Annotated in this window: 14 protein-coding genes; 10 read left to right on the top strand and 4 right to left on the bottom strand. The window is 47.2% G+C overall.

Annotation, left to right across the window (positions count from 1 at the left end; genetic code table 11):
• Positions 1–189: 189 nt before the first annotated feature.
• The 3 genes from IC229_RS18845 to IC229_RS18835 form a co-directional block, all read right to left on the bottom strand.
• Complete coding sequence (locus IC229_RS18845) at positions 190–1,140, bottom strand: NmrA/HSCARG family protein (protein WP_190888558.1); 951 nt, start codon at positions 1,138–1,140, stop codon at positions 190–192.
• Positions 1,141–1,414: 274 nt separating this feature from the next.
• Positions 1,415–2,221: a DoxX family protein gene (locus IC229_RS18840; protein WP_190888557.1), complete on the bottom strand. Its 807-nt coding sequence runs from the start codon at positions 2,219–2,221 to the stop codon at positions 1,415–1,417.
• 72 nt (positions 2,222–2,293) lie between these two features.
• Positions 2,294–3,541 (bottom strand): aspartyl protease family protein, encoded by a 1,248-nt coding sequence (locus IC229_RS18835; protein ID WP_190888556.1) that lies wholly within the window; start codon positions 3,539–3,541, stop codon positions 2,294–2,296.
• A 322-nt stretch (positions 3,542–3,863) separates the two neighbouring features.
• Between IC229_RS18835 and IC229_RS18830 the strand changes: the two genes are divergently transcribed.
• The 6 genes from IC229_RS18830 (at position 3,864) to IC229_RS18805 (ending at position 10,845) form a co-directional block, all read left to right on the top strand.
• Positions 3,864–4,955, top strand: coding sequence for a sensor histidine kinase (locus tag IC229_RS18830; RefSeq protein ID WP_190888555.1), 1,092 nt, complete (start codon positions 3,864–3,866; stop codon positions 4,953–4,955).
• Complete coding sequence (locus IC229_RS18825) at positions 4,930–5,670, top strand: LytR/AlgR family response regulator transcription factor (RefSeq protein ID WP_190888554.1); 741 nt, start codon at positions 4,930–4,932, stop codon at positions 5,668–5,670. Before IC229_RS18830 ends, IC229_RS18825 begins: the two co-directional genes overlap by 26 nt.
• Positions 5,671–6,568: 898 nt before the next feature.
• Positions 6,569–7,318 (top strand): 3-oxoacyl-ACP reductase FabG, encoded by a 750-nt coding sequence (gene fabG, locus IC229_RS18820; RefSeq protein WP_190888553.1) that lies wholly within the window; start codon positions 6,569–6,571, stop codon positions 7,316–7,318.
• Between the two features lie 121 nt (positions 7,319–7,439).
• A complete protein-coding gene (locus IC229_RS18815) occupies positions 7,440–8,399 on the top strand; it encodes an alpha/beta hydrolase (protein ID WP_190888552.1) in 960 nt (319 codons plus the stop codon).
• Positions 8,400–8,922: 523 nt separating this feature from the next.
• The gene (locus IC229_RS18810) at positions 8,923–10,284 is read left to right on the top strand and encodes a bZIP transcription factor (RefSeq protein WP_190888551.1); all 1,362 of its coding nucleotides are present in this window, start codon (positions 8,923–8,925) and stop codon (positions 10,282–10,284) included.
• Between the two features lie 27 nt (positions 10,285–10,311).
• Complete coding sequence (locus IC229_RS18805) at positions 10,312–10,845, top strand: T9SS type A sorting domain-containing protein (protein ID WP_190888550.1); 534 nt, start codon at positions 10,312–10,314, stop codon at positions 10,843–10,845.
• Positions 10,846–10,982: 137 nt separating this feature from the next.
• Here the strand turns inward: IC229_RS18805 and IC229_RS18800 are convergent, their stop codons facing one another.
• Positions 10,983–11,540, bottom strand: coding sequence for an RNA polymerase sigma-70 factor (locus IC229_RS18800; protein WP_190888549.1), 558 nt, complete (start codon positions 11,538–11,540; stop codon positions 10,983–10,985).
• Positions 11,541–11,693: 153 nt separating this feature from the next.
• Here IC229_RS18800 and IC229_RS18795 point away from each other — a divergent pair, with 153 nt between their 5' ends.
• The 4 genes from IC229_RS18795 to IC229_RS18780 all read left to right on the top strand — a co-directional run bounded on the left by IC229_RS18795 (position 11,694) and on the right by IC229_RS18780 (position 17,773).
• The gene (locus tag IC229_RS18795) at positions 11,694–13,424 is read left to right on the top strand and encodes a sulfatase family protein (RefSeq protein ID WP_317171599.1); all 1,731 of its coding nucleotides are present in this window, start codon (positions 11,694–11,696) and stop codon (positions 13,422–13,424) included.
• 166 nt (positions 13,425–13,590) lie between these two features.
• Complete coding sequence (gene gldG / locus IC229_RS18790; RefSeq protein WP_190888548.1) at positions 13,591–15,261, top strand: gliding motility-associated ABC transporter substrate-binding protein GldG; 1,671 nt, start codon at positions 13,591–13,593, stop codon at positions 15,259–15,261.
• A 99-nt stretch (positions 15,262–15,360) separates the two neighbouring features.
• Entirely contained in the window at positions 15,361–16,551 is a 1,191-nt protein-coding gene (locus tag IC229_RS18785; protein WP_190888547.1) for an esterase, read from the top strand.
• Positions 16,552–16,597: 46 nt separating this feature from the next.
• Positions 16,598–17,773 (top strand): esterase, encoded by a 1,176-nt coding sequence (locus tag IC229_RS18780; RefSeq protein ID WP_190888546.1) that lies wholly within the window; start codon positions 16,598–16,600, stop codon positions 17,771–17,773.
• The last annotated feature ends 100 nt before the right edge of the window (positions 17,774–17,873 follow it).

Below are 17,873 nucleotides of genomic sequence, written 5' to 3'. Positions count from 1 at the left end.
CGATTGATTATGAACAGATTGTCTGTTTCAAAATTACCTGACCAGGATTATGGATAGCATCGGTATTGGTTGAGAACTTATCGGAATTACTGGAGCATTCACGTTACGGCTAACTTAGTAAGAGCGATTGAGATTCGTAAAGACTGTCAATCCTGCTATTACGCCAGGGTCTACCTGCTCTACCGACCTCTATTCCAAAGGAATACTCGCTGCGTTTTTCTCCAGCCAGGTATCGAACGACTGTAATTCGGGATTTAGCTTTCGAGAGAAGGCTACATCCCGAACACTGTTGCACACCTCGTCGAAATCGCGGTAGAACTGGAACATATTGCCCATGTCATCGGCTCCTGGAAAGCCAAAGCCCCGGTATACCTCCGGCGTAACATAATTGTAGTTTACCTCCTGCCCTATCGCTTTGGAAAGTTTCGAAGCCATTTCCTGACCGGTTAGCTGATCACCCGCCACGCCGATAGTTCTCCCAATAAATTCCGTACCTCCCCTGAAGATAGCGTAAGCGCATTTGCCGATATCTTCCGAAGCCACACCGGCCATCTTCTTGTCAGCCATTGGTAAGGTCAGATACAGCTTATCATCCGGCCCCTTTTTGGGTCCGGCTCCGAAATAGATAAAGTTTTCCCAATAAAAAGAAGCTCTCAGGAAAGTAGTGGGTACGCCTAAATCGGTAAAGAATTTATCGGCTTCGCCCTTAGCATCGAAATGCGGCACTTTGTAGTTGCCCTGCAGGGTAGGCATACGATCATCGTCCAGGGGAATCCACTGGCGGGTATCTTCCAGCGTCGACCAGATCACGTGCTTCAGCCCAGCCTGTTTAGCTGCCTGGGCCATACTACGTGCCTCGTTATACTCCCGCTGAGGGGAAAAATGCGACCAGAAAAAGGTTACGAAGAAGGCTCCGAAGGCTCCCTCCAGAGCAGTGCGCAGGCTTTGCTCATCATCAATATCAGCCGCTACGACTTCAGCTCCCAATTGCGCCAGCTCCTTAGCCTTATCTGAACTGATGTCCCGCGTAATAGCGCGAACGGCAAATTCACTATTTTTATCATTAAGAATGGCTCTGGCAACTCCACCCCCCTGGGCACCAGTAGCACCGAATACGGCAATAATCTTTTTCTCTGACATGAGCATTTAGGTTCTTTGAGTTTAGAAACAAAGAGCCCCGTCCAGTACGGAACTACGCCCTTAAGTTATTACAATAATGGATGCTCTATTAACTAGTTGGCCTATTTCGCTCTACTGGCCGTCAAATTCCGCAAGCTGATGTAAAATAACGCGCTAAATCAGCTACAACCAATGCTGTGCGAATCGTAAGAAATCAGGATTTGGCGACCTGCCGTAGTTGTAGTTTTCCAATAGCCGATCAGGGCATTGCTCCAGAGATTTTAAGACAGTTAACTTACTGATCCACGATAACCCTTCCGGGCAACGTAGCAGAACGTCCCAACCCCGTTTTTTGCCGTTCGGCACCTGCCATGAAGAAGGCGATTCCGCTCATGGCTAGAGCGGTGGATAAACTGGTCCATTCGGGTTCGGATTGCATCTTGGTGAGCGCGCGTGGTACGTGTAGCAACACTACCCAGAGCAAAAACATAACACCAAGCAGGCCCGATGAAAGCACGGTCTTTTTGTTGCTGATCAGACTCACAGCGGTTGCGATAAAGGCTATTCCTACAAAATAGGCCCAGAACAGCCGAGCCGGAATCCAGGCTGGAATCAACGTAGCAACGAAAGCTCCATATTGAAAATGGAGAATCCCAAAAATCACCAGCGAAACGGTGAATAACCATTTGCTCCACTTTGCTACGTTAAACCGGTTCTCAAAAACGGTATCTACTGGCGATTCTAGTTGGCCTGCTATGTAGAATGAAGCAGCACTGAGCGCCAGTAATTCACCGAATACCGTCCACGTACCACCTGCAAACCAGTTCGAGACTAATTTTACCAGATGAGGATAAAAGGCGCACAGCAGAAAAAGAGCACCCAAACTCAAAGCCGCTTTATCCGCTTTCCACGACAGACCAATGCATAAGCCACTAACAATCAGGATCAGGCCCATAAGCAATACAAGCGTGAACCTGACCGGAAAATCAGCCGCAATTGGCAATAAACTGGTGGGAAAGTTGCCCGTGACAAGATGTATTACGCCAAATGCGATCATCGCGCTGGCAAACAAAAGCCGACCAATTATAAACAGTCTGTTCATATTTTAAAACGGGTTTAGTTAATAGTCAAGTTTTAAGAGTTGTTTAGTGAATAGTGCCACTCACAATCCTCTCTAAATGAGCCTTTTGAGCAAAATCTGATGCCTGCTTACCTGGCTTTGGCGACGGACAATCACCGAAACCTGCTTGCCTTCGCCAGCCAGTAACATCCTGTATATTTCACCCATCGTGAGCTGGGTCGCCGGATTATTATTAACCCAGATCAACTCATCGCCCACTTGTATACCTGCTTTTTCGGCGGGCGAATCTTTAACGACCTGCGTAATAACGTATTGGTCAAACTCCGTTCCGCGAGCGCGTAATTCCAGCCCGCTCATATCATAAACGAAGGGTTCATCGATTGATCGTTTCACAGGTTTGATAACCAGATAGCCCGCCGGGTAATTAAACGTAACACGAAATCGACGTAGCAATTCACAGCCTATATTTCCCTGACGCGGTGGCAGTTGAGCTAGTTTCAGGCCAAAATCCAGGCTATCTGGATAAGCCACCAACACGTCCGACAGCACATAACGCCCCACGCGGATTGTGGATAATCGCCCCAACTCACCACGAACCTCACCCGTTAACCCCTTTCCCAGCGATACCGGAATGACTTTATCAGGTACCGGCACCTGACAGCGTTGAAATCGATCCAGTAACAAGGCCTGTCCGGCACCCGTATCGATAATGGCACGTAGCGGTGACCACGCGCGCCCGTTTGATACGGACAACAGATCCGTGTAAACTTTCTTTTCCTGAATAGAAATTGGATGTTTTTCGCCGTCAGCGGGGCGATACTTGTATTTATCAGGCTTGACCAACGTGATAACCTGATGTTCAAAATCCAACGTAACAACCAGATCAGCAAAGAGTTCATAGCCAATGATTCCCTGAATAGGCATACCGGCGTACTCCGACAAATGCATGATATCTTCGCTCAGAATAACCAACGTATGCAGATCGCTCCGAAGCTTACCTATGCGTAGTGAATTGCCCGTAGAAACCGAAGCTACGAGCGCGTTTGACCCACCTACGCCAGCCAATTTGATAGTCCGGCTAGTAGCGAACGTACTATTTTGAAAGACATTAGCATCCGTAATAATGGTATGACTAACACCCGTATCAACGATGAAATGCATCGGATACTGCTCATTAATGCAAACGGGGATGATGATCAAATTCGACCGGTACTCGAAGGGAATCTGTACTCGATTCTGGCGGCTGGCAACGTAAAATCCGTACTTGCTATTCTGACCTATAGCCATTTGCGGCAGGCCCAAAACAGCAAAGAACAGCATACAAAGACGGCATATATTCATGTCAGGGCAGTAGTTTACGAGACTGATCCTTACCAACCCTGATAAAGCCGACCGACCCAGCGAGGAAGTCAGCCGGCCTTTTCATCATAGGTTGGTAGTCGTAAATATTACGTAGCGCTGTAGACCCGCCAAATCCATAAGACAAAAAGCAATCTATCTGAGACAGAACGTAGTATAGAGTACGCCAACACCATTCCGCACTTCTAACCTGTTTTCTGTCGCTTGCTCGTTGTTGTTTATCATCGGCAAAAAGCGATTACATTTTTTTGCGAACGAACGTAGCATTGAATTCACTAATTTGGGGGTTATTCGTTTTTGTCTCATGCCACGACTTCAGCCATCCGTTTATCGGGAAATTCTCATTCATCTCGTGGCCTGGCTGTGCTATATCGGGTTGCAGGTAGTGGCTATTGACAAATTCGAACACCGCTACGTCGCAAATCTGCTTTCGGCGCTGGCGCAATTACCTGCGCAACTGATTTTCACTTACGTTACGTTGTATGTCCTGATTCCAGGGTATCTGTTAACCCAACGCTACGTTCAATTTGGACTGCTAACATTACTGGCACTCTTGATTTGCGGAATGCTGTACTGGGAAGGGACATATTACCTGTACTTAGTTCCGTTTGAGCCCGCCCGATTGAAAACGGAAAAGCCCTGGGATTTAGGCTGGTTTATGCTCTGCGCTTTTTATCTACTTTGTACCTCTGGGTTGCTGATTGGCTTCCACATGATACGTTTCGGGTTTCGGCAGCAGCAGCTCAATCAACAATTAGTCATTGCTAATCAACGTATTGAGTTAAAATCACTTAAGGATCAGATCAATCCGCATTTTTTGTTCAATACACTCAATAACCTCTACGGCTTAACCAGTCAGAATCCACAAAAAGCGGGCGAAGTAGTGCTACGTCTGGCTCAATTGATGCAGTATATGCTCTACGAAGGCAATCTGGCGCAGGTACCACTTCCCAAAGAGGTTTCTTATTTGCAGAATTATTTAGCGCTGGAACGAATTCGCTATGGAGATCGACTGCACTTGTCTATACAGGTTAGCGGTGCTACCGATCGACTCTTTATTGCCCCGCTCCTGTTGTTGCCCTTCGTCGAAAATGCGTTTAAGCACGGTATAAGTCGCCAATTGGATGATGCCTGGCTTCAGATTCAGCTTACGGTGAGTTCGACCGAATTAGTTTTCAAAGTGGAAAACAGCAAACCTGAACTAACCAATGAGGCTCCCGCAACCGGAATCGGTTTATCCAATATCGCGAAACGATTACAATTGATTTATCCGAATCGGCACCAGCTTCGGCAGCTAAATGGCACCGGCACGTATCTCGCTACGTTGACGCTTGCGTTAACCAGTAGTGATTTTAGATCAGAAAAAACGTATGAAGATCAAATGTTTGCTGGTTGATGACGAACCCATCGCGCTGGACGTACTGGCCGCTTATGTCAATCAGGTTGACGGACTGGAACTGGCTGGCAAATGCCGGTCGGCGGTAGAAGCCTTTACGTTCCTGCAAAGCAAATCGGTCGATCTGTTGTTTCTAGATATTCAGATGCCGCAGCTTTCGGGGCTGGAACTGCTACGTACCTTGCCTCAGTGGGCGTTGCAAAATCCGCCTAAAACGATCATTACGTCGGCGTATCGGGAATATGCACTGGATGGTTACGAACTGGACGTACTGGATTACCTGATCAAACCTATTCCGTTCGAGCGCTTTATCAAAGCCATTGGTAAAGCTTTCACACAGAAACGATTAACACCACAAACCACAGCTGTAGCCACTGACGAACCCTTTCTGTTCGTAAAAGAAGAACGGCAGCTAATTCGGATTAATCTTGGTGAAATTATCTCACTGGAAAGTTTACGGGACTACGTTAAAATCACGACACTGAACCGGCAGGTCACTACCCGGCAAACGTTGGGGTATTATGAGGAACTTCTGCCCAGTGAGCAATTCCTGCGCATTCACCGGTCGTTTATCGTAGCGAAATCCAAAATTCTGTCTATGACCGAAACCTCCATCAACGTAGCAGGCCAAACGTTGCCCATTGGTCGATACTACAAAGCGCAGGTTGTTGATCAATTGCAGGTTCGGAATTTGTTTCGGGCCTCCAGTGAGTAGCAGGTGTTACGTTGCCCGGGTAAAAAGCGTTAATGAAGCCACTGGCGTCAGTAATACGTTGATTTATCCATTATTCACGTGATTATTCAGAAAATAGCGAGTGAAATCCAAAAGCCAGATATTTACAGTAAAATCGTTATCAATCTGGTTTTTCGATAAATGGCTTCGTCCACAATAGAAATTCCCCCGCACGTAGCGTTACGTTTAGGTTATCGTGTGATCGTTAGTGAAGTTAATGAGTTAAAGCTACAGAGGGCCGTACGCGAGGGTGCCATTCCCCCCAGGGCGACGCTCCGACGCTAAACGCAATTTGGGAAGCCAACGACGTAGCGGCTGTTTTCGAGTGTGCGGGCTCGGCAGGTGCCGCTACGTTGGTAGCCGCTGGGCACCGCGTGGGTCGGAAATTGTGCTGGTGGGCCTTTCAGAAAAGTCCGCTTAGTTTACCCCACTCAAAATTGCCCGTGGAGGGATCACCATCGTCCTCTGGATCATTTACCAACACCCAACCGACTTCCGTCGCGCCATCGAACTCACCCGACGAAAGCTGATTGTCCCGTCAACCATCATCTCCGGTTATTACCCACTCGACCAACTTCGGGAAGCGTTTGAAATGGCCGTAACAGGCTCCGAAACCAAACTGATTGTCGAATTGATCGAGTGACTATTTCCGTCAATAATCAACTGGATCATTTAGCGGGAATCGGGTACTCGATAATGAAAACAGTTTCCAGATCGACTCAAGCGGGTGGCAACTGATATCAGTTATACCTAATTTTAAACGGTTACCGGCCCTGCTACGTTACTATTCACTCGTTTTGACGAATAAGAGCGTTACGTTCGGGTTCGTTGCAAAGTGACTTAACGGCTAGTAATAAAACTTAAAAACCAGTTCCTGAACATGACTAAATTACACCAAAAGGTAGCCATCGTGACGGGTGGAGCGGGCGGCATTGGACGGGCTATTGCTGAGCGGTTTGCCGAGGAAGGGGCGCAGGTCGTTATTTGGGATGTTGAATCTGAAGCAACTCAACGTACTGCCAGCGAGTTGAACCGACAAGGACTCTCCGTAACGACGATGCCTGGTATCGACATCACGCAGGTCGGTATCGTTCAGCAGGCCGTCGAGACAGTTCTTAGCCGCTTTGGGACAATTCATGTACTGGTTAACAATGCCGGTATCACTCAGGATTCAACCCTGCGCAAACTGGAACCCGAGAAATGGCAACGGGTCCTTGATGTAAACTTGACGGGTGCTCTCAACTGTACACAGGCAGTGCTGGAAACCATGATTGGTCAGCACTATGGGCGAATTGTCAATATGGCTTCGTCGGTGGGTATTCACGGCAATTTTGGCCAGACCAACTACGTAGCAGCCAAAGCCGGGTTGATTGGTATGACAAAAGTGTGGGGCCGCGAACTGGGTAAATACGGAATAACAGTTAACGCCATCGCGCCAGGGGCCATCCAGACGGCCATGTTCGAGGCAGTACCCGATACGTTGAGGCAAATGATTCAGTCTCGCATAGCCGTGGGCCGGCTGGGCCAGCCCGAAGATATTGCTCATGCTGCCCTGTTTCTAGCTTCCGACGAAGCCTCTTTCATCACCGGCCAGACGCTGGAAATTGATGGAGGACTCTACCTTGGCTAATCGTTCGCGAGCCTCTTTGGATTTGTAGGCTCTCTAAATACACGACGCTTCCCATCCCAGGACTTTACCCTTGTTCAAGGCGAAAAAGATTATACATTTATTTATACAAAAAATTACAATTATGAAAAAAACAGGCAAAAGAATCTTATTTGGTATCATCGCCTTACTGGTGTCAATATTCATAATTGGATTAGTCCTGGCGTTTTTCCCAACTAAATCAAAGACAAATCATATTGGAATTTCGCCTGAAAAAGCCGCCAGTTTACGAGAAAATTTTGCAGGGGCGCATCATTTGTTTACTACGTCAGATGGAGAAACACTTTTCTTAAGAAGGTGGAATCCAGACAGTATTGATCAATCAAAGAAAGATATTGCCGTTTTGATTTTTCATGGCATAACTGCCTATAGTGGCCCATACAATATGGCAGGTAAACCAATATCAGCAGGCGGCTACACAACATTCGGACTGGATTATAGAGGTCATGGCTTATCGGGCGGTAACCGGGGAGATAGCCCAGGTAAAGAAAGATGGATCGCTGATTTAGTGGAATCGGTGCGATACGTTAAAAGCCTTGGTTTTTCCAGAGTGATTATTCTGGGACATAGCCTGGGCGTAGCTTCAGCGATCTGTGCAGCAGACGCCATTCCAGATGAGATTGCTGGATTAGTCTTACTATCAGGAGCTTATGAAGGCAGAAAAGGCGTATCTGCACAGCCTACCTTTTATGAAAAAGCAAAAATTTTTGCCAGTTCTATTTTCCGGCCATCCTATCAGGCTGCTGAATATTATCGGGAAGGCATGACGGTTACTAAAGACCCCCTGTTCAATTTCAGGTATACACTTCGGTTTTTGACTATGCTCAATGTCAAAGAACTCCGACTCCCTAAAACGTTGACTATTCCGGTATTGGTAGGCATGGGCGATAAAGACGAATTATTTTCTCTCGAGAAAGCGAAAGAGTTTTATGATCTCGTTCCGGGTAACAAAAAGGAGTTTTTAGTCATGGAGAATACGACGCATGCGAAGATTCCAGTGGAGAGTTGGAATCAAGTAGTCGCCTGGTTAGATAAAACGTTTTAAGAGATTGTAAATGAGAGATCGGCTTTGGCAATGCTTTTGAAAGCCATTGGAACTCTTGCCACAGAGCCAGGAAAGCCGGAATAAACGTAGTTCACCTTCCTGGTCGAACTATACTTTTCAGGATAAAAAAGTAAGGAACGTATTAAACGAAATTGAGCTGCCGATCAAGGCCCGCCTGCCGACAAACATCCTTAAGCTGCTCTAAATACAACCCCATTTCAGTCATGTGAACGATTTTTCGCAGTGCTTCCATCGAAAAATGGACATACTATCAAATGAGCTCAGAGAATCGAACTTGAATTAAGCCAATCAAACATCCTACTACCTGAAATGGCGCACTGATCGCCAGAAAATCATCTATACGTACGCCTTTTATTAACCTTTAAATTTAATCGGTAACTTGTAGCACTCAAAAGGACCGTTCAATCAATTTTGTTTGACTCTAAATTTATATATACAGTAATTTATCGTAAATTATTTTACGCATAACAGTAACAAATGTTCCATCTTAAATTTACAACAGATGAAAAACGTAAACTTTCTACACGTTTTACTTTTGGCCAGTCCTTTACTGGTAAATGCCCAAACCAACTACGTGGCAAACACCCCAAATGCGGTCGGCCCAGGACTTAACAACGTGTTAATTGGGCCTCAGGCTGGCAACGCAACAATGACGGGACCAAACAATGTGTATATGGGCCTCCAGACAGGAAAATCCACTACAAGTGGTTATTTTAACACATTTGTCGGTTGGCTGGCAGGGAAAGATAACACATCAGGTTTTACCAACGTGTTTATTGGTAACCAGGCGGGTAGTTTTAACACAACGGGACAAAGCAACCTCTTCTTGGGGTCCTACGCTGGTGAGAGAAACACAACCGGTAATTACAACATGTGTATCGGTAACTCTGCCGGGCAAGCTATGTTATCTGGTAACGGTAATTCGTTCATTGGTGACGGTTCAGGTTACGGCAATGTATCTGGCTCTAACAATACGTATATCGGAGAACATGCCGGCTTTTTTGGTAACGCTTCAGGAAACAAAAACACGTTCATTGGCTATCGTTCCGGGGTTACGTCAACCTCTACAGTAGTTGAAAACTCAACGGCAATTGGTACATATGCGCTTACAAGTACCAACAACTCAATTGTTCTGGGTGGAACAGGCGTTTATTCTGTCAGTGTGGGTATTGGCAACACGGCCCCTAAAAATACACTGGAGATTACTTCGTCACAAAGCAACCGTTCAGGTCTACGTTTCACAAACTTGAAACAGGCCACACCTGCTTCTACCCTGGTCGATCTGGGTATAACTTTAGACCTGCTGAACCCACTTGTTAAAGTGTTGACCGTGGACGCTAACGGCGATGTGAAGCTGGTAGGGCTTTCTCTGAGCTTGCTAAGCCCACTAGGATTAGGACGCGAAGGCGTTACTAGCGCTGGTCTATGGGAAAGCAAAGCAGGTTTTGCGCAGAATACGAATCAGGAAGGGGTTATCATTGGCAATGGCATCACCAATACGCCAAAAGATTATAATCTGTTCGTGAGCAAAGGTATTCTGACCGAAAAAGTAAAAGTTGCGGTGAACGGTACGTCGGAATGGAGCGACTATGTTTTTGATAAGTCTTACAAACTGAAAAATCTGTCGGCTGTAGAAAGCTACATTAAAGCCAACAAGCACCTGCCTGGTATTCCATCGGCTCAGGAAATGGTTGAGCAAGGCAACGATCTTCACAAAACCGACGCTAAACTGCTGGCTAAAATTGAAGAGCTGACGCTGTACATGATTGAGATGAAGAAGGATAATCAGCAGCTCCAACGGGCTGTTAGCAACCTGAAGCGTCAAAACAAAGCCATCAACCAGAAATTGAAGGCTGTTCGGTAAGGCTTGTTACGTAAACGATACACAGCTATGAAACAGCACCTTATCAAAATAATGGCACTGGTAGCAGTAGGTACTTACTGCCAGGCACAGGACGTAATAACCGCTTCAGTAGAGTCGAGTGCTCCCGAATCTCAACACTCTGCTACGCAGTTGATAGCACGCAACCAGATTTCGCAACGGGCTAGTGTGATTTATACGGCCGGTCAATCGGTTGTGCTACAGCCTGGTTTCCAGGCGAAAGCAGGGTCGATCTTTACGGCGAGTATCCGCACATTGCCTACGGAACAGACGATCTCGAAGAACCTGACAATGACGGCTTATCCTAATCCGTTCCGTCAGGATACCCGAGTCGAATACGTACTGCCACGGAATAGTCAGGTTCGGGGTGTACTGACCAATTTACAGGGTCAGGTGGTTAAGCAGCCGGCCAACGTAGAATGGCAGGAAGCCGGCGCACACCAGCTGGATTTGTCGGGAAGCGATTTGCCTGCTGGTACGTATATCTATCAGCTTCAAACCGGCACTGAGCAGAAGTCGATACGTTTAATTAAGCAACCGTAGTGACGTGAGCCAACATTAACTGGCCTCATACGTCTCATTTCCTTCCACCCAGTACGTAATTCACTCGCGTGATTTATGGGCTGGGTGGAATTGTTTTTAGATGTGCTTTTACCACCCCCAACCCAGCGTAGTGGCTTTTAGGAAAGAAAGCAAAGAAGTAAATAAGCGTAATACTCTTTCAGATAGGTTTTTAGCACACGTAGCGCTTTAGAGATGTGCTGCTCGACGGTTTTCTCGGAAATAGCGAGCTGCTGGGCAATTTCCCGATTCGAGTGGCCTTTCCGGCTACTTAAAAATACCTCCTTGCATTTGGGAGGTAACAACTGTAGCCCTTTTTCGTAATGCTCCTGCAAATCGGAAGCAAGTAGTTGCTGATCTGTCGATTCGGAGTACTCTTCGTGTTGCGTTTCTAACTGCGTGTAATAGTATTGACGGGTATATTCTTTTCGGTAGTGTGATATAATCAGATTCTTGGCAGTCGCAAACAGGTAAGCACGGCTCGATTGAATTGGCTGGCTACTACGTTGCTTCCAGATGCTGATGAAGGCTTCCTGCACTATTTCCTGAGCAACAAACTGGTCGTTTACTTTACTGAAGGTATAATTGAATAGCGGGCGAAAATAGCTATCGTAAAGGTCGGCGAACTCCTTTTTATCAGTACTTTCATCGGAATAAGGCCTAAAAATTGAGCTCATAGCCAGAATTTCCTAAGTCCGTATAATTTTTCTACAAAGATCGATCGGCTTTATTGTTAATCGTTTCCCGATGGGTTAAGAATTCGTACGATTTTTTATACCAATATTAATAAATTTTTAACAGTATTTCTATTGAACGTATCAATCGAAACAATGCCCGACGTCATCGGAACTGATGAGATTCCTGGCAGAACGCGCTTACAACTTAATACATTCGCGGCTAACGTATCAACTTGGTTCATAGCAGTCAGTCGAGCGTTACGTTATCAACCTGAAAATCCCACTACGTTATTACCCATTTCCTTTATGAAAAAAAGCTTTTTAAGTGGCATTGCGCTAGTATTAGTTGGCGGACTTGCAGCGTTCCGCCCTCAATTGATAGTACCTCCTATTCAATCAACGGCTAGTCGACATGCTACGTCACCAAAAAACATTATTTACATTCTTGCCGACGACCACCGCTATGATTTTATGGGCTTCACCGGTAAGGTGCCCGGCCTGAAAACCCCGAATCTCGATCGCCTAGCCAGCGAAGGGGCTCATATTCCCAATGCGTTTGTCAGCACCGCACTTTGTTCGCCCAGCCGCGCCAGCATTCTGACGGGCCAGTACGCTCACACGCATAAGGTTGTCGATAATTTTGCGCCATTGACACCCGGACTCAAATTTTTTCCGCAGTATCTGCAAAAGGCCGGTTACAAAACGGCTTTTCTGGGTAAATGGCATATGGGAAATACGGACGATGATCCACAGCCCGGTTTCGATTATTGGCTGAGTTTCAAAGGGCAAGGCGTTTATTATAACCCGACATTCAATATCAACGGCAAGCAGGTAATTCATAAAGACAGCAGCTACACCAGCGATCTGCTGACCGATTATGCCCTGAAATGGCTCGGTACGTTAGACAAAACCAAGCCTTTCTGCCTGTATCTATCACACAAAGCTGTCCACGCCGATTTTCAACCGGCTCGTCGCCACCGGAACGTCTACAAAAACATGCCGATCCAATACCCGGAAACGATGTACCTGACAGCCAGCGATACAAGTAAAGTCTGGGGCGAATCCACGCCGGGCGAATCCAAATCCACTCCCGGCCCGAACCTGAAAGTCAACATGGCCGATATGCCCAACTGGGTAAAACAGCAACGATATAGCTGGCACGGCGTCGATTATCTGTATCATGGAACCATCAACTTCAACGATTTCTACCGGCAGTACTGCGAAACCCTGCTCGGCGTCGATGATAGTGTAGGACGCGTATTGAAGTGGCTGGAAGAAAATGGGCAATTAGAAAACACAATGGTCGTGTACATGGGCGATAACGGCTTCAGTTTTGGGGAACGTGGCCTGATTGATAAACGACACATGTACGAAGAATCGATGCGGGTGCCGTTGCTGGTACGTTGCCCGGCGGTAGTGAAAGGAGGCACTAAAGTTCAGCAGGTTATCCAAAACGTCGATCTGGCACCGACTTTTCTGGCGTATGCTGGTCTGCCCAAGCCGACTCAAATGCAGGGAAATTCATTTTTGCCCATCCTGAAAGGCGAAAAAAACGGGACGCCGTACCGCACCTGGCGCGACCGGGCCTTTTACGAGTATTATTGGGAAGCCGATTTTCCGCAAACGCCTACTATGTTTGGTGTCCGAACGAGTCGTTACAAATACATTTTCAATCACGGCGTTTGGGATGCCAACGAGCTTTACGACTTACAGAACGACCCGCAGGAAGTGAACAATCTGATACGTAGCAAAGAGCATCAGGAAATCGCTAAAGACCTCCGCAACCAGGTTTTCGACTGGCTCGAATCGACAAACGGCTTGCAGATCCCACTACACCCCATCCGGCAGAAACGTAACGACCATCGTTACAAAGGCAATTATTGATATGTAGTGGGTTAAGGTAACGTAGTGATTTTGTAGTAGCAGGTATACGCAATAGGTATAACGAAATCAGTACGTTACGTAGCAAAAAAGGCTGTTTTCGCAATCAAATCTGCATAACGAAAAAATTACCAGACATTTGCGGCACCGTTATTCGTTATAGTTCGGTATGAAATCCGCGTTTCTCTCTACGTTCATTGTGATTGCCGCCTTAATCGCAGTCAACGTTTTATCGGCTTTTGTGTTTTTCCGTCTCGATCTGACGCAGGAAAAACGCTATACGCTCTCCGAAGCAACACAGACACTTCTAACGAATTTGCCGGACGATATCCACATAGACATCTATCTGACGGGCGATCTTCCTCCCGCTTTCAAACGACTGGAAAACGCCGTCCGCGAAACACTAGACGAATTTCAGGCCCGCGCCGACCAAACCATTACGTATCGTTTCATTAATCCCGACGTAATTACCAATCCCGACGCCAAAGCGAAGTTGATTGATAAGTTGCAGCAACGTGGCTTATTGCCCACCAATCTCGTTGCCAACGAAGGCGGTAAACGTACTGAAAAGCTGGTATTTCCGGGTGCCATCGTATCGTATCAGGGAAAAGAATCGGCGGTTTTGCTGTTGAAAGGAAACAAGACAGACACGAAAGAAGAGCAGTTAAACCAGTCCTATGAAGGTGTTGAGTTTGAATTGGCATCGACCATTCGACAACTAACGCAGACAAAAGAAAACCGACGACGCGTCGGGCTTCTTTACGGACACACACAGGTGCCTCCATCACGATTTGCCGATTTGCTGGCGTCAGTGCAGCAGAATTACGACCTGTTTTTTGTCGATATGACCAAACCCGGCCCCATCGCTGGGATCGACGCACTTCTTGTGCTGAAACCCGACACGCCATTCTCCGACGATGACCTGTTTAAGCTAGACCAATATGTAGTGAACGGAGGACGAGCCCTGTTTTTCACCGATGGACAGCGCGTCGATTCGGTCAGTACAGCAGGGACGTATGCACAGCCACTAAACCTGAATCTTGACGATTTATTTTTCCATTGGGGCATACGTATCAATCGCGACGTAGTGAAAGATTTGTATTGCGCCCAGATTCCGATGAATGTTGGTAATATGGGTGATAAGCCTAACATCCAACTGGTTCCGTGGCGATTTTATCCGTTGCTGAATAATTTCGGCACCAGCGGTAATCCCATCGTTCGCAACCTCGATATGGTGCTGGGCCGATTTGTCAGTACGTTGGATACAGTTCGGGCTTCGGGTATTGCGAAAATACCCATACTTCTTACGTCGCAGTATACCAAAATCCTAAAAACACCCGCCCTGATTTCCTACAACGAAGCCCGGCAACAGCCCGATCCTAAAACCTACGATGGTGGAGTACATATCGTGAGCTGTTTGCTCGAAGGAAAATTTCAGTCGATCTACGCAAACCGCATTCTGCCTGGCGATACACGAGCCGCTGGCTTCAAAGCAAGTGGCGATTTCTCGCGGGTACTCGTCTGCTCCGACGGTGATCTGGTGATTAACGATGTCGATTATAAACGTAACACACCTTACCCGCTAGGCTTCGACCGTTATACACGTAACACCTTCGCCAACAAAGATTTTGTGCTGAATGCCATCGATTATCTGGTCGATCCAAAAGGCGTGATTGCCGCTCGTTCACGTACCGTTACGTTACGTCCGCTCGACAAAATTCGCGTCGACGCCAACAGAACTGGCTGGCAACTACTCAATCTGCTTGGGCCACTACTGCTGGTCGGCATAACGGGACTAATTTGGCAGGTACTACGTCGCCGGAAATATGGTATCGGGTAGGTTTCTGGTGTGATTATTCCGACAAAAAAATACGCTACGTTGGCGAGTACATTTGCTGAAAATACGTCTTTACGTTCATAGAATTTACTTGTTAACGTAATGACTTTTAGCCGTATAAATAGCCTCTTAACCCTGTGTTTATTAGCTGGCAATCAGTGGGTACAGGCGCAACAGGCGCACGTAAATCTGGACTGGAACCCGCAGAAAAATACCCAGAATCTAGTACCTTACGGTGCCAACCTCATCTCACCCGAAGTTCGTGATGATCACACAGTAACTTTTCGTTTGAAATCCCGCGATGCCAAACAGGTAATGCTGGCAGGTAGTCCCATGTTGCTGGCATTGTCGGCTAAAAGTCCGATTCCTTTCCAGAAAGATAACGACAGCCTATGGTCGCTAACAGTTGGCCCGATCAAACCGGATATTTACGTCTATAAATTCATCGTCGACGGCGTCATGGTTCCCGACCCGAATAATACGTTGACGGGTTTTAACGACCAGCCGGGCTATAGCAATCTGGTGATTTCGGGCGATGGGCCTGCTTATTATGATGCCAAACCAGTGCCGCATGGTGCCGTGACCCGCCACATTTATCACTCCGACGTACTGAAAGGTGAGCGGGAAATGTACGTGTACACACCACCCGGCTATTCGCCGAGACAGAAATATCCAGTGCTTTATCTGGTCGGTGGTAGTGGCGAACTGGCTTCGGGCTGGGCACTCGATGGGCGCGCTAATTTCATCGCCGACAACCTTATCGCCGAAGGAAAAATGGTGCCAATGCTGATTGCCATGCCTAATAATCAGGTTGTTCACCGCAGCGATCCAAATCATACCGAAAAAACGTTTCCGCTTTTTGAAGAGGAATTGAAGAAACAAATTATTCCCTTCGTCGATAAAACATACAGCACACGCGCCGACCGGAAAGGACGCGCGCTGGCTGGCCTGAGTATGGGCGGACGTCACACTCAGTTTGTTGGACTGAAAAACCTGGATTTGTTCACTTCGTTCGGCGTCCTGAGCGCGGGCGATCCAAACACCGAAACGGTCAGCGCTACGTTCCTGAACGACCCGCAAGCCAATCAAAAAGTCGATTATTTACTGGTGGGACAGGGCACACACGAAGCTGACGCACCCATCGGCAAACGAGTCATTGCGCTGCACGAAGCCTTACAGAAACACAACATCAGGCACGAGTACTACGTCGGTGGCGATGGTGCTCACGACTGGGGTACCTGGCGACACTTACTTTACTATAAACTTCTGCCTGGTCTGTGGCAGAAAAAGTGATACGTTCGACTAGAATTATTTACTAACGGTTAACTAACTACGTAGCATGCATCTTTCTAAGCAAAACCTGATCGCAGGAATAACTGGACTTACTTTATTCGCTGGTACGTGCCTGTATGCGCCCTCCGTCCTGGCGCAGGCACCACAGCGGACACCAACGCCAAACGATACGTTGAAATCGCCTAACGTACTGGCCGACAAACGTGTTCTTATTCAGATTTACGCCCCAAAAGCCAGCGAAGTAATCGTTGCGGGCGATTTTCTGAACGGTGCAAAACCCGTCAATCTGAACAAAAACGAGCAAGGTGTCTGGTCGGCGGCTATCGGCCCGTTAACGCCTGATTATTACACCTATACGTTGATAGTTGATGGTGTACGAACGATAGACCCTAAAAATGCGGTCATTAAACAGGGTATTGCAAGTTTAGAGAATGTACTGGTAGTGCCAGGTTCCGAAACGGCTTTTCAGGACAATAAAGCCGTGCCGCATGGTGAAGTGCGCGAGGTTTGGTATTCGTCCAATACGTTGGGCATGATGCGCCGAATGCACGTCTACACGCCCCCTGGCTATGAAGCTGGAAAAGGAAAATATCCTGTTTTTTATCTGCTGCACGGTGGTGGCGATGACGATACAGGCTGGAATTCCATCGGTCGGGCTGGTTTCATCGTTGATAATTTGCTGGCTGCCGGAAAAGCCAAACCCATGATTGTGGTGATGCCGAATGGAAGTATGCCTGCCCGCCCTACAGATAGCCCCGATATGATGCAACGAATGAGCAGCATGCGGGCGCTGTTTGCTGACGAGCTGCTGAAAGACATTATGCCGCTGGTCGAAAAAACGTATCGGGTGAATACGGCCCCTGAAAATCGGGCGCTGGCCGGCCTCAGCATGGGCGGATTTCAGACACTGGACGTTACGTTGTCCCGGCCCGAATTATTCAATTACGTTGGCGTTTTCAGTTCGGGATTTTTCGGTAACACAATCGATGAAGCCGAAACCAAATACGCCAAGGCCCTCAACGATCCCAATTTCAACAAAGGCAAGAAGGTATTCTGGGTTGGTATCGGCAAAGACGATTTTGTCATGGATGCCAACAAAAAAACGCTGGCCCTGCTCGACAAGCATCAGATTAAATACCAGTACAAAGAAACGTCCGGCGGCCACACCTGGATCAACTGGCGGCAGTACCTGAATGAATACGTACCGATGCTGTTCAAATAGGTAATTTTTGTCATACTTTTTTTGTCATGCTGAGGAACGAAGCATTTTGAAGTTTCCATACCCATTTGTTATGAAGCCTTAAGATGCTTCATTCCTCAGC

Source organism: Spirosoma profusum (assembly GCF_014699005.1).
In the GTDB taxonomy this organism is placed as follows: Bacteria; Bacteroidota; Bacteroidia; order Cytophagales; family Spirosomataceae; genus Spirosoma; species Spirosoma profusum.
The sequence above is the reverse complement of the archived record's forward strand: the minus strand, read 5'-3'. Positions and strand labels throughout refer to the sequence as shown.

Bases quoted from the DNA above. Each gene is read 5' to 3' on its own strand.
- IC229_RS18845 (WP_190888558.1), bottom strand. From the start codon at position 1,140: ATGTCAGAGAAAAAGATTATTGCCGTATTCGGTGCTACTGGTGCCCAG.
- IC229_RS18840 (WP_190888557.1), bottom strand. From the start codon at position 2,221: ATGAACAGACTGTTTATAATTGGTCGGCTTTTGTTTGCCAGCGCGATG.
- IC229_RS18835 (WP_190888556.1), bottom strand. From the start codon at position 3,541: ATGAATATATGCCGTCTTTGTATGCTGTTCTTTGCTGTTTTGGGCCTG.
- IC229_RS18830 (WP_190888555.1), top strand. From the start codon at position 3,864: ATGCCACGACTTCAGCCATCCGTTTATCGGGAAATTCTCATTCATCTC.
- IC229_RS18825 (WP_190888554.1), top strand. From the start codon at position 4,930: ATGAAGATCAAATGTTTGCTGGTTGATGACGAACCCATCGCGCTGGAC.
- fabG (WP_190888553.1), top strand. From the start codon at position 6,569: ATGACTAAATTACACCAAAAGGTAGCCATCGTGACGGGTGGAGCGGGC.
- IC229_RS18815 (WP_190888552.1), top strand. From the start codon at position 7,440: ATGAAAAAAACAGGCAAAAGAATCTTATTTGGTATCATCGCCTTACTG.
- IC229_RS18810 (WP_190888551.1), top strand. From the start codon at position 8,923: ATGAAAAACGTAAACTTTCTACACGTTTTACTTTTGGCCAGTCCTTTA.
- IC229_RS18805 (WP_190888550.1), top strand. From the start codon at position 10,312: ATGAAACAGCACCTTATCAAAATAATGGCACTGGTAGCAGTAGGTACT.
- IC229_RS18800 (WP_190888549.1), bottom strand. From the start codon at position 11,540: ATGAGCTCAATTTTTAGGCCTTATTCCGATGAAAGTACTGATAAAAAG.
- IC229_RS18795 (WP_317171599.1), top strand. From the start codon at position 11,694: ATGCCCGACGTCATCGGAACTGATGAGATTCCTGGCAGAACGCGCTTA.
- gldG (WP_190888548.1), top strand. From the start codon at position 13,591: ATGAAATCCGCGTTTCTCTCTACGTTCATTGTGATTGCCGCCTTAATC.
- IC229_RS18785 (WP_190888547.1), top strand. From the start codon at position 15,361: ATGACTTTTAGCCGTATAAATAGCCTCTTAACCCTGTGTTTATTAGCT.
- IC229_RS18780 (WP_190888546.1), top strand. From the start codon at position 16,598: ATGCATCTTTCTAAGCAAAACCTGATCGCAGGAATAACTGGACTTACT.